The sequence below is a fragment of the Flavimaribacter sediminis genome, assembly GCF_019492055.1.
Lineage (GTDB): Bacteria > Pseudomonadota > Alphaproteobacteria > Rhizobiales > Rhizobiaceae > Flavimaribacter > Flavimaribacter sediminis.
Genome location: NZ_JAICBX010000001.1, coordinates 418,518 through 441,409 on the forward strand (window position 1 = coordinate 418,518; position 22,892 = coordinate 441,409).

A 22,892-nucleotide genomic window follows, 5' to 3' on the forward strand; every position below is an offset into this window, starting at 1 on the left:
GGAGGAAGGGAATATCGAAATGTCTGTAAACCCCAGGAGGAAAGACATGAAATTCACGAAAATCGCCATGGCCGGTGTGCTTGCCGCCATGGTCAGTGCGCCGCCGGCGATGGCCGATCTGGTTTTCCCGGCGCTCAGCTACCGAACCGGTCCCTACGCGCCGAACGGCATCCCCTTCGCCGATGGTTACGCCGATTATCTGACGCTGATCAACGAACGTGACGGCGGCATCAACGGCGAGAAGATCCGCCTCGTTGAATGCGAAACCGGCTACAACACGGAAAAAGGAGTGGAGTGCTATGAATCCACAAAAGGCGAGGGCGCGCTGATCTATCAGCCGTTGTCCACGGGCATCACCTACCAGCTCATTCCCAAGGCGACTGCAGACGGCATTCCTGTGCATTCCATGGGATATGGTCGCACCTCGGCCGCTAACGGCAAGGTGTTCAAGTGGGTGTTCAACTATCCGGCCACCTACTGGGACGGCGCTTCAATTGCCGTCAAGCACATCATGGATCAGGAAGGCGGCGATCTCAGCGGCAAGAAAATTGCGCTCGTTTATCACAATTCCGCCTACGGCAAGGAGCCGATCCGCACCCTTGAAGAGCTCTCCAAGAAACACGGTTTCGAGCTGATGCTGATCCCGGTCGATCATCCGGGGCAGGAGCAGAAATCGCAGTGGCTGCAGATTCGCCGCGAACGTCCGGACTATGTTCTGATGTGGGGCTGGGGCGTGATGAACTCGGTCGCCGTCCAGGAAGCCGCCAATATCCGTTTCCCGATGGATCACTTCATCGGCATCTGGTGGTCGGGTTCCGAGAACGACGTCGAGCCTGCCGGCGACGGCGCCAACGGCTACAAGGCGCTGGCTCTCGCAAATCCGGGCGGCGACTATCCGATCTACGAGGATCTTCAGAAATATGTGTACGATTCCGGCAAGGCCGCCGGTGACGGAACCCATACGAAGGAAGTTCTCTACAATCGCGGTATGTATGCGGCGCTTCTCGCCGTCGAGGCAGCCAAAAAGGCCCAGGAGATCCACGACACCAAGCAGATCGACGCGTCTATGATGCGCGATGGCATGGAGGCCCTGGAAATCACTGCGGCCAAGATGACGGAACTCGGCCTTCCGGAATTTGGTCCGGAATTCGCGGTCTCCTGTGAAAACCACGGCGGATCGGGCGTCGGCAAGATCCAGCAATGGGACGCGAGCGCCGGTGAGTGGAAGGTCATCACTGACTGGATTTCGGCCGATCGCGAGATCGTCGATCCCCTGATTGCCGAGGACTCTTCGGCTTACGCGCAGGAAAACAACATAGAAGAGCGCTGCAACTAGCAGCCCCTGACACCGCGGCCGGCGAGAAATCGCCGGTCGCTACCGGACATAATGCGGGACTCGCAAGGCCATGCTTCAGAAAGTCGACGACACAGCGCCGATCCTCAGAATCAACAATATCGAGGTCATCTACAATCACGTGGTCCTGGTGCTGAAGGGTGTTTCCCTGACCGTGCCGCGCGGCGGCATCGTGGCTATCCTCGGCGCAAACGGCGCCGGCAAGACGACGACGCTCAAGGCCGTATCGAACCTTTTGAAGGCCGAGCGCGGCGAAGTGACGAAGGGCAATATCCAGTTCGAGGGAAACGAGATACAGGAACTGTCGCCGTCGGATCTCGTGAAACGGGGATGTATTCAGGTCATGGAAGGCCGCCATTGCTTCGGTCATCTGACGATTGAGGAAAACCTCATGACCGGCGCCTATACCCGAAGCGACGGCAGAGCCAGGATCCAGGACGATCTGGAGATGGTCTATACCTATTTTCCGCGGCTGAAGGAGCGCCGAAAGTCGCTGGCGGGTTACACCTCCGGAGGCGAGCAGCAGATGTGCGCCATCGGCCGGGCGCTGATGTCGCGGCCTTCGACCATTCTGCTCGACGAACCGTCGATGGGGCTTGCGCCTCAACTGGTCGAGGAGATCTTCGAGATCGTCAAGAGCCTGAACAGCAATGAGGGCGTCTCGTTTCTGCTCGCCGAGCAGAACACCAATATCGCGCTCAAATACGCCACTTACGGCTATATCCTCGAATCCGGCCGGATTGTTCTCGACGGAAGGGCGGATGAGCTGCGTGAGAACGAGGACGTGAAGGAATTTTACCTCGGCGTTGGCGGAGAAGGCCGAAAGTCCTTCCGTGACGTCAAGCATTACAAGCGGCGCAAGCGTTGGCTGTCATAGCGGACTGGACGTCGGGAGAGTGTTGACCTGCGCAAGCCGGCCCGCTACGAATTAAACGTACGTTCATTTATTTAACTGCGCATCGTGCAATTATGGTGCGCCTGGATGGTTCGATGGCGCGCAAGGTAGGATCGGTTGGAACGGAGACTGCCGACAAGGTGCGGCAGACTGCGCTTCTTCTGTTTGCGCGACACGGCTATGCGGCGGTGTCGATGCGGCAGATTGCCCGGCAGATCGATTTGCAGGCTGGCGCCATCTACAACCATTTCCCGACCAAACAGCAATTGCTTCGAGATCTGCTCGTATCCCATATGGAGCGTCTGTTGGCGGCGTGGGACGCGGAAGGGGTGGAAGGACTTCCGGCCGGAGAGGCTCTGGTCGCTTTCGTGCGGTTTCATCTTCGCTATCACACGCAATGCGGTGAGGAAGTCTTCATATCCTACATGGAGCTCCGCAATCTGGAGGAAGAAAATTTCCTCGATATCGAAGCCTTGCGCAAGCGCTATGAAAAGGGGCTGCAAGACATTCTCGAACGCGGCGTGGCAGACGGAACTTTTCGGATCTCCGATCCGCGTGTGACGACCATGGCGCTGATCGCCATGCTGACCGGCGTCACCAACTGGTATCGGAGCAACGGTCGGTTGTCGCTCGGCGAGATTGAGGCGCTATACGTGGGAATGATATCCGGCACAGTCGGACTGAAGGAGGTGTAGGCGATGTTTACGACGGGTATGGCGTTTGGACTGGGTGAGGAAGTCGATCTTCTTCGCGACACCGTCCATCGTTTCGCACAGGAAAAGATCGCTCCGCAGGCGGCCGAAATCGACAGCAGCAACCAGTTTCCGACGGAGCTTTGGACCGAACTCGGGTCTCTCGGTCTCCTTGGCATGACGGCTGATCCGGATTATGGCGGCACGGGCATGGGATATCTCGCCCATACCGTGGCGATGGAGGAGATTTCCCGCGCGTCCGCCTCTGTTGGACTGTCTTACGGCGCCCACTCCAACCTCTGTGTCAATCAGATCAACCGCTGGGGCACAAAGGAGCAAAAGGAACGTTATTTACCTGCGCTGTGCAGCGGAGATAACGTCGGCGCTCTGGCCATGTCCGAGCCTGGCGCCGGATCGGATGTGGTTTCGATGAAGCTGCGGGCGGAGGCGCGAAACGACCGCTTCGTGCTCAACGGCAACAAGATGTGGATCACCAATGGTCCGGACGCCGACACGCTGGTCGTTTACGCAAAGACCGACATGGAAGCGGGGCCAAAGGGCATCACGGCGTTCCTGATCGAAAAATCGATGAGCGGATTTTCCACGGCCCAGAAACTCGACAAGCTGGGCATGCGCGGCTCCAACACCTGCGAACTGGTGTTCGAGGATTGCGAAGTGCCATATGAAAATGTCCTGGGTGAAGTGGGGCAGGGGGTCCGTATTTTGATGTCGGGTCTTGATTATGAGCGTGTCGTTCTGGCTGGCGGTCCGGTTGGCATCATGGCTGCGGCCATGGATGTCGTCATGCCCTATGTGCACGAACGGCGGCAGTTCGACACGCCGATCGGGGAATTCCAGTTGATGCAGGGCAAGCTTGCCGACATGTATACGACCATGAACGCCTGCCGGGCCTATGTCTACGCCGTGGCCAGCGCCTGCGATCGCGGCGAAACGACACGGAAGGACGCGGCCGGCTGCATTCTATACGCCGCGGAAAAGGCGACGCAGGTCGCGCTCGAGGCCATCCAGACGCTCGGCGGCAACGGGTATATCAACGAATACTCAACGGGCCGTCTGTTGCGTGACGCCAAGCTCTACGAGATTGGCGCCGGGACGTCGGAAATCAGGCGCATGCTGATCGGCCGCGAAATGTTCGCCGAAACCGCCTGACCGGGAACGCCATGTCCGAGATCAAGTCACAGATCATTCCGTCCTCGACCCAGTTCCGGAACAACTGCGCCCGGATGAAGGCGCTGACGGACGAAATGCGCGACATCGCAGGGCGTATCGAAAAAGGTGGGAGCGACCAGTCGCGGGAACGTCATATCGCACGCGGCAAGCTTCTGCCGCGCGAAAGGGTTCGACGGCTTCTCGACAGCGATTCGCCGTTTCTGGAAGTCGGGCAGTTCGCTGCGTGGGACATGTATGGCGAACAGATCTCTTCGGCGGGCCTCATTGCCGGTATCGGCCGCGTATCCGGCCGGGATGCGATGATCGTCTGCAACGACGCGACCGTGAAGGGCGGCACCTATTTTCCGATGACCGTCAAGAAGCATTTGCGGGCGCAGGAGATCGCTCTCGAGAACCGGCTGCCCTGCATCTATCTCGTTGACAGCGGCGGCGCCAATTTGCCGAACCAGGACGAGGTGTTTCCGGACCGCGAGCATTTCGGCCGGATATTCTTCAACCAGGCCAATATGTCGGCGCGCGGCATTGCGCAGATCGCCGTCGTGATGGGATCCTGTACGGCGGGCGGGGCCTATGTTCCAGCGATGTCTGACGAGACGATTATCGTCCGCAATCAGGGGACGATCTTCCTCGCCGGGCCGCCACTGGTGAAGGCCGCAACCGGAGAAATCGTGTCGGCGGAAGATCTCGGCGGCGGCGACGTTCATACGAGATTGTCCGGCGTCGCTGACCATCTGGCCCTGGACGACGCGCACGCGCTGGCGCTGGCCCGCCGGGCCGTCGCCAATCTCGGCGTCGGCGGCAAACAGGAGATGACTGGACAGGCGCCGGAAGATCCTCTTTACGACCCTGCTGAAATCGCCGGCATCGTTCCTACGGACATGAAGACGCCCTACGATATTCGCGAGGTTATCGCCCGGATCGTCGATGGCTCCCGCTTCGATGAATTCAAGGCGCGTTACGGCCCGACCCTCGTCTGCGGCTTTGCGCATATCCACGGCATGCTGACTGGCGTCATCGGCAACAACGGAGTGCTGTTTTCGGAATCCGCGCTGAAAGGCGCGCATTTCGTGGAACTTTGCTCCCAGCGCGGCATTCCACTGGTGTTTCTCCAGAATATCACTGGCTTCATGGTCGGTCAGAAATACGAGTCCGGCGGCATCGCCAAGGACGGCGCGAAGCTGGTGACGGCGGTCGCGACGACTTCGACGCCGAAGATCACGATGATCGTCGGCGGATCCTTCGGCGCCGGTAATTACGGCATGTGCGGGCGCGCCTATGATCCGCGTTTTCTGTGGACATGGCCGAACAGCCGCATTTCCGTGATGGGCGGCGAGCAGGCCGCCGGCGTTCTGGCCACCTTGCGGCGGGAAGGCTTTGAGCGCAGCGGCGGCGACTGGAGCGCCGAGGAAGAGGTCGAGTTCCGTCGGCCGATCATCGAGCAGTTCGAGCATCAGGGACACCCCCTCTACGCGTCGGCGCGACTTTGGGATGACGGAATAATCGATCCGTGCCGCTCCCGCGACGTGCTTGGACTATCTCTGTCGGTGACTCGCAACCGCGCGATCGAAGAAACACGCTTCGGCGTGTTCAGGATGTAGGAGCGGTCATGTTCTCCAAGATACTTGTCGCCAACCGCGGAGAGATCGCCTGCAGGATTATACGGACGGCGAGGGAGATGGGCATTGCGACCGTCGCCGTCTATTCGGACGTCGACGCCGCTTCCCTGCATGTCGCGATGGCGGACGAGGCCGTTCGAATCGGAACGGCCGCCGCTTCTGAAAGCTATCTGCTCGGCGACCGCATCATAGAGGCCGCGCACGAAGTCGGCGCAGAAGCTATTCACCCGGGCTATGGCTTTCTTTCCGAGAACCCGGATTTCGTAGATGCGGTTGAACGCGCCGGGCTCGTTTTCATCGGTCCGTCGGCTGACGCCATTCGGGCGATGGGTTTGAAGGACGCGGCCAAGACGCTGATGGAGAAATCCGGCGTGCCAGTGGTTCCCGGCTATCACGGCGAGACCCAGGAACTGGTGGTGCTCGCCGGCAAGGCGAACGAAATCGGTTATCCGGTGCTGATAAAGGCGCGCGCCGGCGGCGGCGGAAAGGGAATGCGGCTTGTCACCGACCCTTCTAGGTTCGGCGACGCGTTGTCAGCTGCGAAACGTGAAGCGGAAGCTTCCTTCGGCGACGGTCGTGTGCTGGTCGAGAAATTCGTCGCCACGCCGCGTCATATCGAGGTGCAGGTTTTTGGCGACGATCATGGAAATCACGTCTACCTGTTCGAGCGCGACTGCTCGCTGCAACGCCGGCACCAGAAGGTCATAGAAGAAGCGCCGGCGCCCGGCATGACAGCCGAGATGCGGGCGGCCATGGGCGAAGCGGCCGTGCAGGCGGCCAGAGCGATTGGCTACAGCGGCGCGGGGACGGTCGAGTTCATCGTCGACGCCAGCGATGGACTGCACCCCGATCGCTTCTACTTCATGGAGATGAACACCAGGCTCCAGGTCGAACATCCGGTGACCGAGATGATCACCGGGCTCGACCTTGTTGAATGGCAGTTGCGGGTCGCCGCCGGTGAAACGCTGCCCCTTAGCCAGGGGGAACTGGAAATTTGCGGCTGGGCTTTCGAGGCCCGGATCTATGCGGAGGATGTGCAAAAGGGGTTTCTTCCTGCGACGGGCGTTCTGCAGCATCTCTCATTTCCCGGCGCGCCGGCGCGGGTCGACTCCGGCGTCAGGGCCGGCGACGAGATCACGCCGTTTTACGATCCGATGATCGCCAAGCTGATTGTCCACGGCCCGAACCGGAACATTGCCCTCAGTCGCCTGGCGGCCGCGCTCGCCAGAACCGAGATTGCAGGCGCAACGACAAATCTCGAATTTTTGTGGCGGCTGTGCCGCAACCCGGAATTTGCGCAGGGAGGCGTCGACACCGGCCTTATTGATCGCGAAACTGCATCGCTCTCGGCCTCTGATCCGGTCTCTGATGAAATGATTGCGCTTGCGGCGCTGTCGGCTATCGGCGTCGGATACGCGCCGGACGGCAACGACCCCTTTGTGACGATTGGCCCCTGGTCCCACTGGACGGCCGCGAAGCGGATCGTTCACCTTGTCGCCGACGGCGTCGATTTTGCGGTGACGTTGTATCGGCATTCGCAGGCTCGCTGGTCGGCTGCAATAGACAGGTCGGACCGAACGAGCGGCGCCGGGCTGGAGTTCATGCTATTCGGCGCCGACGACGGGCGTTACCGGGCAGGGTTTGGGAACCGCCAGGTCAATCTTCACTGTGTTCGGGAAAAGGGTTCGGTCTCCGTCTTCATGGGCGGCCTGACCCATACATTCCAGATCCCGGCGGATGCGTCGACAGACGATGATGTCCAGGCGCCAGGCGACAGGCTTGTCGCTCCGATGCCTGGCGTAATCAAGCAGATCACCGTAGCAAAGGGCGATGAGGTGCAATTGGGGGCTCCGATAATCGTGATGGAAGCGATGAAGATGGAGATGAGCCTGGAAGCGCCGGGTGACGGGATCGTGGCTGAAGTTACCGTCTCAGAGGGAAGTCAGGTAAAAGACGGAGATGTTCTGGTTGTTCTCGAAACGAAAGTCGATGACTAGGCGGCTTTTTCAAGAACAGTTTCCTTTTTAGACATTCTATCCGCAGACAAAAGAAGATCTTTTTGTTTGAAGACCAATCCACATTATAAGTTGCTTGCATGGTTGCATAATGTCGTATTTTGCGTACACTTTTTACTGTAGTTGGTGTGTGTGCAGTTTCAATTTCCTCCCTAGACTAGGGCTGCAATTATGCAGCCTTTTTTTTGTGCATATATTTCATATGGTTAAGGTTTAGTCGATTGAGCACTTTCCGATCGGCTGACGCATTGTTTCGTAAAAAAATGATTCGCGCTGATTCGGTTTGATGGCGTATTTTTGGCTTTGAAGACGCAGGTGACGACCTGTCAGTCAATTCGGGAGGCTTGAATGGTGGATATTGTGGCGCCGCGCGAGGTGACGACATTCTGGTTCGACGAACTGGAGGAACGGAACTGGTTCGAAAAGAACGAGGAGATCGATCGCGCCATCAGAAAGCGCTTCATGGACACGCACCTGGCGCTTTCCGCACACGTTCCGCAGGAATGGCGCGAGACGCCGGAGGCTGCACTTGCACTGATTATTGTTTTCGACCAGTTTCCTCGCAATATTTTCAGAAACAGCCCGCATGCTTTCGCGTCCGATCCTTTGGCGCTCAAGGAAGCCACGCTTGCAATAGAGAAGGGTTTTGATCTTCAGACGCCTGAAAAACACAGGCTGTTTATCTATATTCCGTTCGAACACTCGGAAAGCATCGAGGATCAGAATCGTAGCGTCGCGCTCTTTGAAACCCTGAACGACGAAAATCTGATGAAGTATGCGCTGGCGCATCGCGACGTCATCGAAAAATACGGCCGTTTTCCGCACAGAAATGCAATTTTGGGGCGTGTTTCGACACCCGAGGAAGAGGCTTATCTGGCGAAGCCGGGAGCAGGATTCTGAGCAAAAAAGTCGTGCGATCAGACGTCGAAATGACAAATGGAATATGTGTTTTTGACCGCTTTCGCTGAAATTTGGTCCAATAAAGCGTATACAATGGTCGCGGTTGAATTTATTGACATTGCTTATAGCAAGTAGTTGATAACCAGATTCTCAACTTTCTGTCGGCGAGGAGGCCTGTTTCAGACAGGTTTATCTACGGTTAGTAGATGGCGTGCCACAATCGAGGCGTGTTTGAAGCTGTTTGGTTTTTAAGAATGACTGTCGTGTCGGAAATTACCCAGGATAAACCGCTCTGTGTTGATCTCGATGGAACACTCGTCGCGACCGATACACTGTGGGAAAGCCTGTTGCGGCTACTGCTCCGCAATCCATTCATGATCTTCAGCGTCATTCGTTGGGTGTTGAACGGAAAGGCCACGCTGAAATGCGAGGTCAGCAAGCATGTAAAAACCGATCCGGCGCAGTGGCCATTTCGGCCGGAAATCCTCGAGTGGCTAAAAGCGGAGAAATCCAGGGGACGCCATATCCTTCTCGTGACCGGCGCCCCGGGGCAGGTCGCCAACAGTGTCGCAGACCATCTCGGCATATTCGATGGCGTATTCCATACAAGCGAAGCGATCAACCTCACGTCGCTGCGTAAACGCGATCTTCTGGTTGAGCATTTTGGCGAGAAGGGCTTCGATTATCTTGGCGACAGCAACGATGACATCCCGGTTTTCGAAGCGGCCCACAACGTCTATCTCGTGCGGCCCCACGGCTCGGTTGGCCGGTGGCTGAAGAACAATTCGCAAGCGGAAGTTCTCCTAGAATATGGCAATGCGTTCCGCACTGCGCTGAAAGCCATGCGGGTTCATCAATGGTTGAAGAACACGCTGCTTTTCGTTCCGATTGTTCTCCAGCACGAATATTTCGAGCTTCTCTATGCGCTGGACGGCATTATCGGTTTCTTCTCTTTCAGTTTTGCGGCGAGCAGCGTTTATATCCTCAATGATCTTGTCGATCTGAGGAATGACCGGCGTCACAGTACAAAACGTTTTCGCCCGATCGCGAGTGGCCAACTCGAAATACCAAACGCCATCATGCTCGCCGGCGGCCTGCTTGTCGTATCTTTGGCTTTGAGTTTGCTCCTGCCGCCGGTTTTTCTGTTGGTGCTCGCCGTCTATCTGGTAGCCACGACCGTCTACTCCTTCTTTCTCAAGAGGAAACTGCTCGTGGATGTGTTCACCTTGGCGGGTCTGTTCACGCTACGGATCATCGCCGGCGCGGCCGCCGTCGGGGCAAGCCTCTCGTTCTGGCTGCTGGCTTTCTCGATATTCTTCTTCCTGTCCCTCGCTCTCGTCAAACGCTATGTCGAACTCCAGGAGCTCGATTCATCGGAGGGATCGAAGAAAGTCGGTCGCGGGTATTACGCCGTTGATTTCGAGATGATCGGACAGGCCGGGATTTCCTCCGCCTTTGCAGCGGCCCTGGTCCTCGCTCTCTATATCCACAGTGAAGAGACCCGGGAGATTTATCAGTCGCCCCTTTTCCTGTGGCCGCTGTGCCCGCTGATCCTCTACATGCTGCTCAGAATCTGGATGCTGGCGCGCAGGGAACAGATGCATGACGATCCCGTCGTCTTCATCATTCGCGACTGGCGCAGCCAACTCGTCACCGCAACCGGGGCCCTGCTGATGGCGTTGGCGGTCGCTTTTCCCACATGAGCTATGAAAGCTGGGGTCGGTTGCGGCTCCGGGACCGTAGCGGCGTCGACGCTGCTTCCATTGGTGTAATCGACGGCAGGATGCCCGGCGGTTTTCTTCCATTCGGCAATGGCCGCTCCTATGGCGACAGTTGCCACAATGACGCCGGCACTCTCTTCGATAGCCGCAGTCTGGATCGGATCATCGACTTCGACCCGGAGACGGGCGATCTGCATTGTCAGGCCGGTGTTCTACTGTCTGATATCCTTTCCTATGCCATTCCGCGCGGTTTCTTCCCGCCAGTGACTCCAGGAACGCAATACGTGACTGTCGGCGGCGCCATCGCCAATGACGTCCATGGTAAAAACCACCATCGACGCGGCGTCTTTGGAAACTGGGTGCAGTCTTTCCGATTGATGCGCAGTGATCTCGGAACGATCCAGTGCGACAGGCGGCAAAACAGCGGGCTCTTCGCAGCGACGATTGGCGGCATGGGCCTGACAGGATTGATTACGGACGCCGTCATTCGCCTGGTGCGAACGCCCGGCCCGGATATCCGTCAACACACGTTGCGATTTTCATCCATCGACGGCTATTTCGACGCTTTCGAGAGCTTCGATCGCGACCATGAATACGCCGTCGCATGGATTGACCAGTCAGCGCGTGGTGGCCACTTTGGCCGCGGCCTGCTTCTGGGTGGGGATCACGCGCAAGGTAAAGAGCAGGCCGCCGCGCCCCGCAGTCATGCACGGCTTTCCGTACCGTTCACGCCTCCGATCAGCCTTGTGAACTCGATCAGTATGCGCGCCTTCAACGCATTGTATTTCCGAAAGGAAAGGGCGGGATCGAGCGTCCGGGACGTCCCGTGGCGTAAATATTTCTACCCGCTCGACGCGCTGGGTCACTGGAACCGGCTCTATGGACCACGGGGGCTTCACCAGCACCAGAGCGTTTATCCGGAAATGACGGGCAGGCAGACGACAATCAGGCTGCTGGAATGCGCTCAAGCGCACGGTCACGCCTCATTCCTGACTGTTCTCAAGCGGTTCGGCGGAGAAAAATCACCGGGTCTTTTGTCGTTTCCGCGCGCAGGTTTTACGCTGACGCTCGATTTCGCCAACCGTGGTAAACCGACAGAGAGATTGCTGGACGCACTCGATCGGATCGTCATGGAGGCTGGCGGCGCGGTCAATCCTTACAAGGACGCACGTATGTCGGCGGACGTGTTCGCCGGTTCATTCCCAAATTGGCGCGACCTCGAAAACATCAGGGATCCGGCCCTGATGTCGGATTTCTGGAGACGCACCGCCATGATGCTGGAGAAGCAGGACTGACCGACAGGTCACAGCAATTGCCTGGCCATTCACAAACGCAAACAACCGTTAACCTTCTTGCTTCACCAATTCTACTTGTCTTTGTGGCAGGAACTCAGAAACGGGACCTCGTGATGAACTACATACCCTTTATCCTTTTTACCGTTCTGACCAATGCGGGCGCTCAATTGCTGCTCAAGCAAGGCGCCAACTCTTTGGGCGAACTGGACATATTCGCCGGAAATCCGATCGTCAGAATTCTGCAGATCGCCTTCAATCCCTGGGTGTTCTTTGCGCTTGTCTCGTTTGTCGTCTCCATGGCGACGCATATCTATGTCCTCACCAAGGTGGAGCTCTCATTCGCCTATCCGTTTTTGAGCCTCGCCTATGTCATCGTGGTGCTGTTCGCCTTCTTCGTGTTTCACGAAACTCTGGGCGGATGGAGAATTGCCGGCATCACCCTCATCTGCGTTGGCACTATTCTGGTGGCCCAGTCAGGCCGCGAAGTGTCGGCGACGGTCATACCGCAACACGATGCCGGCGACGACGGCCACGTTGATTGAAGCCGTGACCATCCGGACGCGACACGAAATATCTGGAGCGATCGAACCATGAGTGTCAGTACAACGAAACCTTCTCTTCTGGGCGTCGAAGACGCCAAGGCGCTGGGCATTGAACAAATGACGATGCTTTTCCGGGATCATCTCAATCCCGGACAGTTGCATTTCATGAAGCTACTCGGTTTTAACAAGATAAAGGTCGAGACGGCGGAGGGCATGTACTACACCGATCAGAACGGTCGAAAGATCCTCGATTTCTTTGGCGGGTTCGGTTCGCTCGCGCTCGGGCACAATCACCCACGGGTGCTCGAAGCCCGCAAGCGTTTCCAGGATGAAAAGCGCCACGAAATCGCCATCGCCTTCATGTCGCAATATGCTGCCGCGCTCGCAAAAAACCTTGCCGAGATATCGCCCGGCAGCCTGGACATGGTCTTTCTGGGCTCCAGCGGTTCGGAAGCCATGGAAGCCGCCGTCAAGGTGGCTGAACGCGCCGCAGGACCTGGACGCCACAAGGTGGTCTATGCGGAGAACTCATTCCATGGCAAAACGAAGGGCGTGCTGTCTCTGACAGACTCGCCGCTCTATCGCGGGCAGTTCCGTCTGGTCGAGAACACGATCCGCGTGCCTTTCGGCGATATCGATTCCATCAGAAACGCCTTCGAGGCCGATCCGCAGATCGGAGTGATTGTTCTTGAAACGGTTCAGGGCGGCGGCGGCATAGTCGGCGCGGAGCCGGCTTTCTGGCAGGAACTTCGACGGTTGTGCGACAAGCATGGCGTTCTGTGGGTCGCCGACGAGGTTCAGTGCGGCGTTGGACGCACGGGACGCTTCTATGCATTCGAACACGCCGGCGTCGTGCCTGACGTGACGGCGCTCGCAAAATCACTCGGCGCCGGCAAGACAGCAATGGGCGCGATGATCGCCCGGCGCGATGTCTACATGAAAGCCTATGGAAAACCAGGCACGGCGCTGATCCACGGTCCCGCCACTTTTGGCGGCATTGGCGAAGCGTGCATTACAGCAATTGAAGGCCTTAATGTTCTGTATGACGAGGAGCTGATAGACAATTCCGCCGAACAGGGCGCTTATCTCCTCTCCGAACTGCAACGCCTCCAAGGCAAATATCCGAAAATCATCAAGGATGTTCGCGGTCAGGGGCTGATGGTTGGGCTTGAGTTTCAGGACTTCAGCCAGACGCTTCCGGCTGTTTTGCGTCCCGTCGTATCGGTGCTGGACGAGAAACTGAAAGGGTCGCTTTCCGGTTTCGTTGGCGCGCTTTTGCTACGCGACTACGATGTGCTTGTGGCCTTTACCGAATACAATCGCAACGTCATTCGACTGGAACCGCCGCTGATCTGCCGGAAGGAACACATAGACACTTTCGTTTCGGCGCTGGACTCGCTGCTTGGACGCGGCGTCATCGCTATCGTGCGGGATTTCGTGGCGAGCCAGGTGAAGTAACGCCGCGGGCCTGAAGAGGTGGGCCTGACCTACTGCGCCGGCGCGTCCGTATCGAGGATATAAGCGTCGAAACAGCCGGTCAGTTCAATCTTCCGGCGCCCATCCAACGCCGGGCGATAGATTTGCTCCAGCAGCAGGATTGCTGGCGTCACCGGGCATTTAGGTGAGAGTATGAGGTCTGTGTCCCGGACCGCCTGCGTGGTTTTTGCGTCGAGCGGCGGGATTGCCCGAAAGGGATCGGCGCCGATGGCGACGTGTTGCGGCGCTTTGCGATCCATCACAAAGGGCACGATATTCGTGAAATCAAGAGTGAATATCGTGTCGAATGTGAGATCGTTCTCCCGCTCGTAAGCTTCGATGGCGTCGATGAGTTCGTCGTGCATCATCAGCCACATTGTCTGGAAACCGGGTTCCGAGTAGAGAAGGAAGGATTGCATTTCTCCCTCCTCGGACAGTCGCCGGGTCACTGGAACGTTTTCCTCATAGTGTTTTTTCATTCTCTCGGCGCGTTTGTATGACACGTCTTTTACGATGACCTGGCCGATCGTGCCGAGATTGCGGTTTTCGAGCGCATAGTTGTCACCTATCAGGGAAACAGCCGTCGTCCGGATAGCCTTGTGGAGCAGGCCGCCGACAATCGGAACGCACATGAAGGCGATCAGAAGGGCGAGAACAGCGCCGGAAACGCGCTGCCGGCCCTGGTTGTTGAGCCAGATCTTGAGCACGCCGGGAAGAACGATGATGAATGCATGGCTGCCGGTGTTCTGGGTCTCGAAGAACAGTCCTGCAAAGAGCAGGACGCTCAGCCAAAGCCAGTCACGATGAATGGCGAAGGCTGAACCGTCGATTGTCGAACCGGTCATCCGCGTGACGAACCGCCCCGCGCCATCCTTCATATCGCTTATGATCAGATAGAGTGCGAGCAGACCGCCGGCGATGACGACGCCGGTGAAATGCGAGGTCGCGGTAAGAAAACGGGGTAGGAGGACGCCTTCGTTCCGTGTGGTCAGCGCCAGAATATCCTGAATGTAGTATCCGATCGTTCCGTCATAGATCTGCCAGACGCCCAGGACAGCCAGAAAGACGATCGCTGTCATGATTGCCGTGCGCACTTTGATCAGGCCGCAAGCGAAGGCGAAAGCGAGAACCAGGCCGCCGCTGATAAAGCCCGTGATTTTTGTCAGAAACAGCGCAAGCGTAAGAATAATGAACAGGACAAGGCGGATCGATCTGTTGTCAACGAAGAGAACCGCAGTCGTCAGCAAATACATCAGAAGCGCGCTCTGACGATTGTATATACCGAAACCCTCGACACCCGGATAAGGGTAGAAGCCGAAGACATTGAAAGGCAGCGCTGCAAAAATCATGAAACCGGCCAGCAGCGACCATGCAATGATGCGTGAGCGTGGTCCGATATCGAAGAGGATCAGCGACATCGCAGGAGCGGCGACTACCAGGATGCACCAATCTGCAAGAAGTAGCGGATTGCCGTTCGGGAAGAGCCACTCGAACAGGGCGAAGAGATAGTAACCGAGCGGTCCGACCGGCGCGAAGAAATCAACAATCGGAGTTTGCCCCTGGGAGATGCGTCCCGCGGCGTCCAGATAGATAAAAGTGTCCCAGTACATGGGGCCGATCATCAGGGAGACCGGGTAGATGAGCATTGCCGCCAGCAGGCACAGGAATACCACAAGCCACAATTGCGGGCTGGTCAGTACTGATGAAAACAAACCGCTTTTGGCTGTCCCGGTTCCTGGTGATTCCAACATATTGTCCATCAAATCTTGAAATGCAATTCGGGCGAGTAAATAGCAGTCTTTCACGAAGCAAAGGTAAACCGCGGCGCAGATCCCGCAACTTTCATGCGCCTGTCCGCCGCAGGTCGCCGGCCGTTTTTTGCATGTCGCAAACAGGCGGTAGCACAGTTGTGCTCGGCGGCATAGTTGATCCGCAATCTAGCAAACTGGCCCGAGTGGCCCCTGGAAGGGCGTGGACATGAAAGACAAAGCGCGAGCAGTTGTCATTGGCGGTGGCGTGGTCGGCGTTTCGACTCTGTATCACCTGGCGAAGAAAGGTTGGAACGATGTTGTCCTTCTCGAACGGAAGGAACTGACATCGGGGTCAACCTGGCACGCCGCGGGTCTTTTGCCGCTCTTCAACATGAGCTACTCGGTTGGGCAGATTCACAAATATTCCGTCCGCTTCTATCAGGAACTGGCGGAGGAGACGGGCATGGACACCGGCTTCCGCAAGGTGACGAACGTGCGTCTCGCGCGAACGAAGGATCGCCTCGACGAATATGAATACTATATGGGCGTCGCCGAAACGCTCGATATCGCCGTCGAACGCATGACGCCGGAAGAAATCGCCGCGAAGTGGCCTTACGTCAACGTGGACGGGCTTCTGGGCGCGATTGTTCATCCGGAAGACGGATATATCCAGCCGGCCGATCTGACGCAGGCGCTTGCCAAAGGCGCGCGCGACCGGGGAGCGACCATATACAGAAACACCGTCGTCACAGCCATCGAGCAGCAGGATAACGACAGTTGGGTCGTGAAGACGGACAAAGGCGACATCGCCTGCGACCACGTCATTTCCTGCACCGGTAACTTCGCCCGCAAAACCGGCGCCATGGTCGGGTTGGATGTTCCAGTTATTCCGGTTGAGCATCAGTACATCGTCACCGAGGCGCATCCCGAGATCAGGAAGTTTCGTTCCGAAGGCGGTGCAGAGCTTTGCGTTCTGCGCGAGTCGGATTCCTCCTGGTACATGCGCGAGGAGGCCGGGGGTCTTTTGCTCGGACCATACGAGAAAGGCGCGCCCTGCTGCTATGTCGACGGTCCGACTGACGATTCCGAGTACGAATTGTTCCAGGAGGACATCGAGCGTCTGATGCCGCACATCGAAACCGCCATCGAGCGGGTTCCCTATTTTGGCGAGGTCGGAATCAAGAAAGTTTACAACGGCGCGATCGCCTACACGCCGGATGGTTCTCCGATCGTTGGTCCGGCGCCGGGCCGAAAGAATTTCTGGCTCAACGAGGGACACTCCTTTGGCGTGACAGCCGCCGGCGGCGCCGGATGGCAGCTTGCGGAATGGATCGTCGAAGGCGAGCCGACCATCGACATGATGGGCGTCGATCCGCGCCGTTTCGGACCTTACGCCACAGAAGGATATCTGCGCGAGAAAAACGAGGAAGCCTACGCCAATGTGTTCACGCCGCACTATCCCGACGAAGAGCGCGGCGCCGCGCGGCCTCTGAAGAGGGCGCCCTGCTATGATCGCATGAAGGAACTCGGCGCGGTTTTCGGATCTGTCTATGGCTGGGAGCGCCCGAACTGGTTCGCGCCTGAAGGCTACGCCATCAATGTCGATGACATCGAAAAGCCTGACGTGCTGACCAATCACAATCATCCCGAGCCGGACGCCGACGGCAATGTCAAGGAAATCTGGTCCTTCCGTCGTTCGAACTACTTCGAGCACATCGGCGAAGAAGTTCGCAACGTGCATGAAAAAGTCGGCCTTCTGGACATGTCGGCTTTTGCGAAAATGGAAGTCTCGGGACCGGGCGCGCGCGATTGGCTCGATTCCATTCTCGCGAATTCCATCCCGAAAAAGCGGGGCCGGATCGCGCTTGCGCATCTGCTGACGAAACAGGGCGGCGTTCGATCCGAATTTACGGTCTATGAATGGGCGCCCGGGCGTTTTTACCTGGTGTCCGCCGGCGCCTTCGAGGCGCATGATCATGACTATCTTCGAAAGCTTGCGCCTTCGGATGGATCTGTGCGTCTGAACGCCATCACCGAGCGGCTTGGCGTGCTGGTGCTGGCTGGGCCCCAGTCCCGGAAAGTACTGCAAAAGGTGACTGGCGCCAGTCTTGAAAACGCCGACTTCCCCTGGCTTTCGGGAAAGCAGGTGAATATCGGTCCGGCGACCGCACAGGCTCTCCGGGTTAATTTCGTCGGCGAGCTTGGCTGGGAATTGCACCACCCGATCGAACAGCAAAACACCATCTTCGACCTGATCATGGAGGCCGGAGCCGAATACGGGATCAAGCCGTTCGGGATTCGCGCGATGACGGCGATGGCGATCGAAAAATCCTATCGCCTGATCCCGCGTGAACTGTCGATCGAATACAATGCCTACGAATCCGGCCTCGATCGCTTCATCAAGCCGAACAAGAGAGATTTCATCGGTCGCGATGCGGTTGTGCGCAAGCGTGAGGATGGGCTGGACTGGAACTTCGTCACGCTGGAAGTTCAGGGCGTCACCGACGCCGACGCTCGGGGCAATGAGGCGATTTACAAGAACGGCGCGCTGGTTGGTCGCGCGACCCATGGTTCCTACGGCTGGAGATGCGGAAAGTCCCTGGCGCTCGCCATGGTGCGGCCGGAACAGGCGGAGCCGGGAAATACCGTCAGCATCCGTATTCTTGGTGACATGTATGATGCGGTCGTGGTCGCTGAAAGCCCGTTCGATCCGGACAACGAGGCGCTAAGGGCCTGACGAAAGCGTCAGGCCACGGAGGTCAGCAATTGCTTGCGATCGGCGCGTTCCTGTTGCGGTGAGCGGCCATAGAGTTCGCGGTAGCATTTTGAGAAATGCGACGCCGAAACAAAACCGCAGGCGACGGCGACCTCGACCACCGGCATCGACGACTGAACCAGCAGATGGCGGGCGCGGTCGAGCCTGATTTCCAGATAGTAGCGGGCAGGGGAACGCCCCATCTCCTGCCGAAAGAGCCGTTCGATCTGTCGTCGCGACAGTCCCGCGAAATCGGCGATTTCAAGCAGCGAGAGCGGCTCCGACAGGTTTGCTTCCATGAGCTCGATAATCGAAAGGACCTTCGAATTCTGGACGCCCAGACGCGCCCGCAAAGGCAGGCGCTGTCGGTCGTGGGGGCTGCGCACGCGGTCGGTCAGCGCCTGTTCGCAAACCCTGTTGACGAGATTGTCGTCATGGTCTTCGCCGATCAGGTTCAGCATCATGTCCAGCGCGGCGGTCCCGCCCGCACAGGTGTAAATATTGTCGTCTACCTCAAACAGGTCGGCATAGACGTCGGCGCGGGGATATTTTTCGGCGAAGCCCGGCAGATCTTCCCAGTGTATCGCGCAGCGTTTTCCTGACAGAAGGCCGGCCGCCGCCAGAATATAGGCGCCTGTGCAAAGTCCGCCGACGGCGATATTGCGATTGTGCACTTCGCGGAGCCAGGCCTGGACTGATTTCTGAGAGAACGAATCGGCGTTTATGCCAGAACATACGAAGACCATCGACGGTCGATTCTCTCCGGTCAAGGAGCGGCGCTCGTCTTCCAGAGAGGTGTTGGCCGCCACCTCGACGCCATTTGAGGCGCGCACAGGCCCCGCATCGATGGACGCTACGCGCCACCGATAGGAGTCGTAACCAAGCATGCGATTGGCGATCCTCAGCGGCTCGATTGCGGTTGCGAACGCAATCATCGAGAAATCGGGTATGACGTAAAACACGATCGTGCGTTTTACGGAATTCGCCTCTATGTGAGTTGCCATCAACCCTCGCGACACGGTTCGGGCAAGGCCCGCGCAATCCACAGTTCAGGAGGGTGAGGACTGGTCTACCCGGAATGTCCTGGTCCTTTATTCAGGACCGGCGTTCAGGACGCCTCATCTCCCTTTCAAAGCCCGAACATTGTCATAGTCGCAAATGGCTGTGAAGTTAAAACTCTTCCAGAGTTCAGGAATTAAGCAGCTTTTTCGATGCATTACGCACGATGCAATGCGGACCATGACTGCAGAAAACAGGCCGGCGCGTTAGGGACATGCGCCGGCCTGCATTTCAGGCGGATCCAGATTGGGCGCGACAGGCATGCCGCTTTATCGCCGCCGCCGCGCCATTTGGTTTTCAAAGCGCTCGGGCCAGCCAATGTCCCGCCGGAGTTCGGGACTTAGTTCCGAAACCGCCTTCACGGTGTCGCGCCTCAACCGGGCTTCTTCGCGCCCTTGGCGGAATCTGTTGTAGGCGTCGACAAGAAAATTTATGCCGCTGAAAATCAGATCGGACAGTACGCGTCCCTGACCGACTTCGATGAAGACGTCGGCAAAGGGTGAATTCGAATCATAGTATCTGTTGCTCATCATAAGGTTCCTTCACTGTTTACTCCGATCCGCAGGATCGGTGGTTTCAGGAAGGTCGCGACCTTTGATATTGACTATGGTGGGTTTCTTTGGTTCAATCAAACGAATTAGAATTAAGATCTGGATCAGAAAAATTGAACATCAAACTGAATGCTCCACTGAACCAGCCGATGCCTCTGCTTGAACTCGACGTGCTCCGCACCTTCGTGGCTATTGCAGATACAGGCAGTTTCTCGACGGCGGCGTCTATCGTATTTCGCACGCCTTCCGCAGTGTCCATGCAGATAAAGAAACTGGAAGAGACACTTGGCCGTCCGATGTTTTTCCGTGATGCGCGCTCCGTCAGTCTGACGACGGACGGAACCATGCTGCTGGGTTATGCCCGACGCCTGCTGGCTTTGAACCGGGAGGCCGTGTCACAGTTCGTCACGCCGGAAATTTCCGGCGTCGTGCGTTTCGGGTCGCCCGACGACGTCGGCGAACGCATTTTGCCTCTGGTATTGAAACGCTTCGCGAAAACCCATCCTTCGATCGCGGTTGACGTGGTCATCGACCAGAGTTCGAACCTGATCAAGCGCTTTGAGGAAAAGCGTCTCGATATCACGCTGCTGACTTGCCAGAAGGACAAGACGCCGCCGGGGTCCGAGATCGTTCTGACGGAAAAACTGGTCTGGGCGGGAGCGAAGGGTGGCGCGGCTCATCTGCAATGTCCGCTTCCGGTGTCTTTGTGGGAGGAGGGCTGCGCCTGGCGGGCTGGCGCGGTCGAGGGCCTTCAGACCATCAAACGCGATTTCCGGGTCGCCTACATGAGCGCCCATACCGCGGGACAACGTGCGGCGATCCTTTCCGATCTTGCAATCGCGCCGCTGCCGAAGTCTTTTGTGGGCGATGACATGGTAATCCTCGGAGAAGAGGACGGATTACCGCCGATCGGCGACTATATGCTGGCGATGATGGTTGGCGCAGAGGTCGACCCGCCGGTTTGCGCCGTTGCGGAACATATTCGCGCGACATTCGAGATGCAGGCGGAAACCGGGTATTTTACAGAGTCAGCGTTCGCGCACAACGCGACTGCGGCGTCTGCGGCCTGAGCCGGCGCCGGCGTCCGGCGACGCACCGCGTTCCGGAAGCTGTACGCTCCCGCCGAGCTTGTCGAAGGGATCCACCTTGTTGGGCAGCGCCATGGCGTGTACGAAATGGTCCTGGAATTTCGGCTCCAGAGCTGTCTCGATCTTCTCGATCCTGCGAACCGTCTGCTCGATTTCACGGCGATAATCGCGATTGAGCAACGCCATTCGGGCGCCTGTGCCCGCCGCATTGCCGACGGCGGCGACCCGATCCAAATCGCAATCGGGAATAAGCCCAAGGATCATTGCGTGCTTCGGATCGATCAGCGATCCGAAGGCGCCGGCAAGCCGGATACAGTCCACATGGTCTGTCTCCTGTTTTTCCATCAGCAGTTTCGTGCCGGCGTAGAGGGCTGCTTTGGCGAGCTGAATTGCGCGAATATCGTTCTGTGTGATCGCCAGCCTGGCGTCCCCGTCCCACAGGACATAGGACCAGGTGCGGCCATTCTGGACGATCCGAGGCGAACGAGCGGCGAGGGATCCGTCAACCACGCCGTCCTCCGAAATGACGCCGGCCAGAAACATCTCCGCGACGACTTCCATGATCCCGGAGCCACAGACGCCCGTGACTTTCGTTGCCTGCGCGCGTTCGGCGAATTCCGGTTCGTCAGACCAGTGGTCGATGCCGATGACCCGGACACGCGGCTCCAGCGTCGCAGGGTCGATGCGCACTCTTTCGATCGCGCCAGGCGCGGCGCGCTGACCGCATGATATTTCTGCGCCTTCAAAAGCCGGTCCGGTCGGCGAGGACGCCGCGACGACCCGGTTGCGATTGCCGAGAACGATTTCCGCATTGGTCCCGACATCGACAAGCAGCATCATTTCGTCCTGTCGGTGCGGACCCTCGCACAAGGTGGCGGCGGCCGCGTCCGCGCCGACATGGCCGGCGATGCACGGCAGCAGATAGACGCGGGATCCGGTGTTGAGCTCGAGATCGAGGTCGTCTGCGCGGCAGTGAATAGCTCCCGAAACCGCCAGCGCGAATGGCGCGCCGCCGAGTTCTGTCGGGTCGATGCCCAGAAACAGGTGGTGCATGATCGGATTTCCGACGAACACCGCATCGAAGATATCCGTGTGGTCTATGCCTGCTTCAGCGGCGACTTTGCCGATCAGGCCGACGATTGCCTCGCGGACGGCTCGCGTCATCGCTTCGCGACCGTCCGGATTCATCATCACATAGGAGACGCGGCTCATCAGGTCTTCGCCAAAACGGATCTGCGGATTGGAAGCGCCGGAGGATGCGATGACCGCGCCGGACAGCAGCGATGTCAGATGCATCGCGATCGTGGTCGAGCCGATATCGCAGGCAATACCGTAGGCTTCGTTTTTCAGTCCCGGATAAAGCGCAATCAGGCTGGGGCGAGACGTTTCCAAATCCCGATGAATAACCGCCGTTACAGCCCACTTTCCGGCCCGCAATATGGACTGGACTTTCGGCAGAATGTGATGGTCGACAAGGATATCGGCGAAGCCCCAATCCTCTTCCAGCGCCTGGGTCAGCCGGTCGAGATCTCCAAGCGGCTTGTGCATGTCCGGTTCATCCACCTCGACATAGCACATCTGTATAACCGGATTTCGTTCGATGACTCGCCTGTCGGCGTCCTTTCGCACGACCTGCGCCTGGGCCAGCCCTTCCTGGGGCACGTCTATGACCAGATCGCCCTCGATACGGGCGGAACACGACAGCCGTCTCCCGGGCTTCAGATCGCGTTTGCTGGCGTAATTTTGTTCCTTGGCTGAAAATGCGGAAATATGGTCGGCGCTCGAGGTGACGCCGTGCTTGGCGAAGCGGCCTTCCTGCACGTCGATCTGGCAGCGGCCGCAGATGCCGCGCCCACCGCACACGCTTTCCACATAGACTCCGAGTTCGCGGGCCGCCTCCAGCAGGTTTGTTCCTACGGGAAAGCGACCGCGCTTGCCGGAAGGCATAAACAGGACCAGAGGGTGCTTTGCGTCGGTATTCTGGTCCATGC

General features: G+C 58.0%; 17 protein-coding genes. 13 read left to right on the plus strand and 4 right to left on the minus strand.

The window, feature by feature from the left end; genetic code table 11:
* Positions 1–46: 46 nt before the first annotated feature.
* The 11 genes from K1W69_RS02050 (at position 47) to K1W69_RS02100 (ending at position 13,679) form a co-directional block, all read left to right on the plus strand.
* Positions 47–1,336: an ABC transporter substrate-binding protein gene (locus tag K1W69_RS02050; RefSeq protein WP_220226667.1), complete on the plus strand. Its 1,290-nt coding sequence runs from the start codon at positions 47–49 to the stop codon at positions 1,334–1,336.
* 70 nt (positions 1,337–1,406) lie between these two features.
* Positions 1,407–2,231, plus strand: coding sequence for an ABC transporter ATP-binding protein (locus K1W69_RS02055; protein ID WP_220226668.1), 825 nt, complete (start codon positions 1,407–1,409; stop codon positions 2,229–2,231).
* 113 nt (positions 2,232–2,344) lie between these two features.
* On the plus strand, positions 2,345–2,944 hold the full coding sequence (locus tag K1W69_RS02060) for a TetR/AcrR family transcriptional regulator (RefSeq protein WP_220226669.1): 600 nt from the start codon (positions 2,345–2,347) through the stop codon (positions 2,942–2,944).
* Between the two features lie 18 nt (positions 2,945–2,962).
* On the plus strand, positions 2,963–4,111 hold the full coding sequence (locus K1W69_RS02065) for an isovaleryl-CoA dehydrogenase (protein ID WP_502793607.1): 1,149 nt from the start codon (positions 2,963–2,965) through the stop codon (positions 4,109–4,111).
* A gap of 11 nt (positions 4,112–4,122) precedes the next feature.
* The gene (locus tag K1W69_RS02070) at positions 4,123–5,730 is read left to right on the plus strand and encodes a carboxyl transferase domain-containing protein (RefSeq protein ID WP_220226671.1); all 1,608 of its coding nucleotides are present in this window, start codon (positions 4,123–4,125) and stop codon (positions 5,728–5,730) included.
* 8 nt (positions 5,731–5,738) lie between these two features.
* Positions 5,739–7,745, plus strand: a complete 2,007-nt coding sequence (locus K1W69_RS02075) for an acetyl/propionyl/methylcrotonyl-CoA carboxylase subunit alpha (protein WP_220226672.1) — start codon at positions 5,739–5,741, stop codon at positions 7,743–7,745.
* 366 nt (positions 7,746–8,111) lie between these two features.
* Positions 8,112–8,663, plus strand: a complete 552-nt coding sequence (locus K1W69_RS02080) for a DUF924 family protein (protein ID WP_220226673.1) — start codon at positions 8,112–8,114, stop codon at positions 8,661–8,663.
* Between the two features lie 254 nt (positions 8,664–8,917).
* Positions 8,918–10,366: a UbiA family prenyltransferase gene (locus K1W69_RS02085; protein ID WP_220226674.1), complete on the plus strand. Its 1,449-nt coding sequence runs from the start codon at positions 8,918–8,920 to the stop codon at positions 10,364–10,366.
* Positions 10,363–11,679, plus strand: a complete 1,317-nt coding sequence (locus K1W69_RS02090; protein WP_220226675.1) for an FAD-binding oxidoreductase — start codon at positions 10,363–10,365, stop codon at positions 11,677–11,679. Before K1W69_RS02085 ends, K1W69_RS02090 begins: the two co-directional genes overlap by 4 nt.
* A 113-nt stretch (positions 11,680–11,792) precedes the next feature.
* The gene (locus K1W69_RS02095) at positions 11,793–12,221 is read left to right on the plus strand and encodes an EamA family transporter (protein ID WP_220226676.1); all 429 of its coding nucleotides are present in this window, start codon (positions 11,793–11,795) and stop codon (positions 12,219–12,221) included.
* Positions 12,222–12,269: 48 nt separating this feature from the next.
* Positions 12,270–13,679: an aspartate aminotransferase family protein gene (locus K1W69_RS02100; protein ID WP_220226677.1), complete on the plus strand. Its 1,410-nt coding sequence runs from the start codon at positions 12,270–12,272 to the stop codon at positions 13,677–13,679.
* 29 nt (positions 13,680–13,708) lie between these two features.
* Here K1W69_RS02100 and K1W69_RS02105 read toward each other — a convergent pair whose 3' ends face one another.
* The gene (locus K1W69_RS02105; RefSeq protein WP_220226678.1) at positions 13,709–15,448 is read right to left on the minus strand and encodes a glycosyltransferase family protein; all 1,740 of its coding nucleotides are present in this window, start codon (positions 15,446–15,448) and stop codon (positions 13,709–13,711) included.
* A gap of 226 nt (positions 15,449–15,674) precedes the next feature.
* On the opposite strand from K1W69_RS02105, the gene K1W69_RS02110 reads away from it, so the two are divergent.
* Entirely contained in the window at positions 15,675–18,185 is a 2,511-nt protein-coding gene (locus K1W69_RS02110; RefSeq protein ID WP_220226679.1) for a GcvT family protein, read from the plus strand.
* A gap of 8 nt (positions 18,186–18,193) precedes the next feature.
* On the opposite strand, the gene K1W69_RS02115 is transcribed toward K1W69_RS02110, so the two are convergent.
* Both K1W69_RS02115 and K1W69_RS02120 read right to left on the minus strand, forming a co-directional pair.
* Complete coding sequence (locus K1W69_RS02115; RefSeq protein ID WP_220227801.1) at positions 18,194–19,195, minus strand: GlxA family transcriptional regulator; 1,002 nt, start codon at positions 19,193–19,195, stop codon at positions 18,194–18,196.
* A gap of 336 nt (positions 19,196–19,531) precedes the next feature.
* On the minus strand, positions 19,532–19,792 hold the full coding sequence (locus K1W69_RS02120) for a hypothetical protein (protein WP_220226680.1): 261 nt from the start codon (positions 19,790–19,792) through the stop codon (positions 19,532–19,534).
* A gap of 146 nt (positions 19,793–19,938) precedes the next feature.
* On the opposite strand from K1W69_RS02120, the gene K1W69_RS02125 reads away from it, so the two are divergent.
* On the plus strand, positions 19,939–20,883 hold the full coding sequence (locus K1W69_RS02125; protein ID WP_220227802.1) for a LysR family transcriptional regulator: 945 nt from the start codon (positions 19,939–19,941) through the stop codon (positions 20,881–20,883).
* On the opposite strand, the gene K1W69_RS02130 is transcribed toward K1W69_RS02125, so the two are convergent.
* The gene (locus K1W69_RS02130; RefSeq protein WP_220226681.1) at positions 20,842–22,890 is read right to left on the minus strand and encodes an ASKHA domain-containing protein; all 2,049 of its coding nucleotides are present in this window, start codon (positions 22,888–22,890) and stop codon (positions 20,842–20,844) included. The genes K1W69_RS02125 and K1W69_RS02130 overlap by 42 nt on opposite strands.
* Positions 22,891–22,892: the final 2 nt, after the last annotated feature.

What these genes read in the sequence shown, in the direction of transcription:
- K1W69_RS02055 (WP_220226668.1), top strand. Translation starts at nt 1,407, where the DNA reads ATGCTTCAGAAAGTCGACGACACAGCGCCGATCCTCAGAATCAACAAT.
- K1W69_RS02065 (WP_502793607.1), top strand. Translation starts at nt 2,963, where the DNA reads ATGGCGTTTGGACTGGGTGAGGAAGTCGATCTTCTTCGCGACACCGTC.
- K1W69_RS02070 (WP_220226671.1), top strand. Translation starts at nt 4,123, where the DNA reads ATGTCCGAGATCAAGTCACAGATCATTCCGTCCTCGACCCAGTTCCGG.
- K1W69_RS02110 (WP_220226679.1), top strand. Translation starts at nt 15,675, where the DNA reads ATGAAAGACAAAGCGCGAGCAGTTGTCATTGGCGGTGGCGTGGTCGGC.
- K1W69_RS02080 (WP_220226673.1), top strand. Translation starts at nt 8,112, where the DNA reads ATGGTGGATATTGTGGCGCCGCGCGAGGTGACGACATTCTGGTTCGAC.
- K1W69_RS02100 (WP_220226677.1), top strand. Translation starts at nt 12,270, where the DNA reads ATGAGTGTCAGTACAACGAAACCTTCTCTTCTGGGCGTCGAAGACGCC.
- K1W69_RS02060 (WP_220226669.1), top strand. Translation starts at nt 2,345, where the DNA reads ATGGCGCGCAAGGTAGGATCGGTTGGAACGGAGACTGCCGACAAGGTG.
- K1W69_RS02085 (WP_220226674.1), top strand. Translation starts at nt 8,918, where the DNA reads ATGACTGTCGTGTCGGAAATTACCCAGGATAAACCGCTCTGTGTTGAT.
- K1W69_RS02050 (WP_220226667.1), top strand. Translation starts at nt 47, where the DNA reads ATGAAATTCACGAAAATCGCCATGGCCGGTGTGCTTGCCGCCATGGTC.
- K1W69_RS02090 (WP_220226675.1), top strand. Translation starts at nt 10,363, where the DNA reads ATGAGCTATGAAAGCTGGGGTCGGTTGCGGCTCCGGGACCGTAGCGGC.
- K1W69_RS02075 (WP_220226672.1), top strand. Translation starts at nt 5,739, where the DNA reads ATGTTCTCCAAGATACTTGTCGCCAACCGCGGAGAGATCGCCTGCAGG.
- K1W69_RS02120 (WP_220226680.1), bottom strand. Translation starts at nt 19,792, where the DNA reads ATGAGCAACAGATACTATGATTCGAATTCACCCTTTGCCGACGTCTTC.
- K1W69_RS02105 (WP_220226678.1), bottom strand. Translation starts at nt 15,448, where the DNA reads ATGTTGGAATCACCAGGAACCGGGACAGCCAAAAGCGGTTTGTTTTCA.
- K1W69_RS02130 (WP_220226681.1), bottom strand. Translation starts at nt 22,890, where the DNA reads ATGGACCAGAATACCGACGCAAAGCACCCTCTGGTCCTGTTTATGCCT.
- K1W69_RS02095 (WP_220226676.1), top strand. Translation starts at nt 11,793, where the DNA reads ATGAACTACATACCCTTTATCCTTTTTACCGTTCTGACCAATGCGGGC.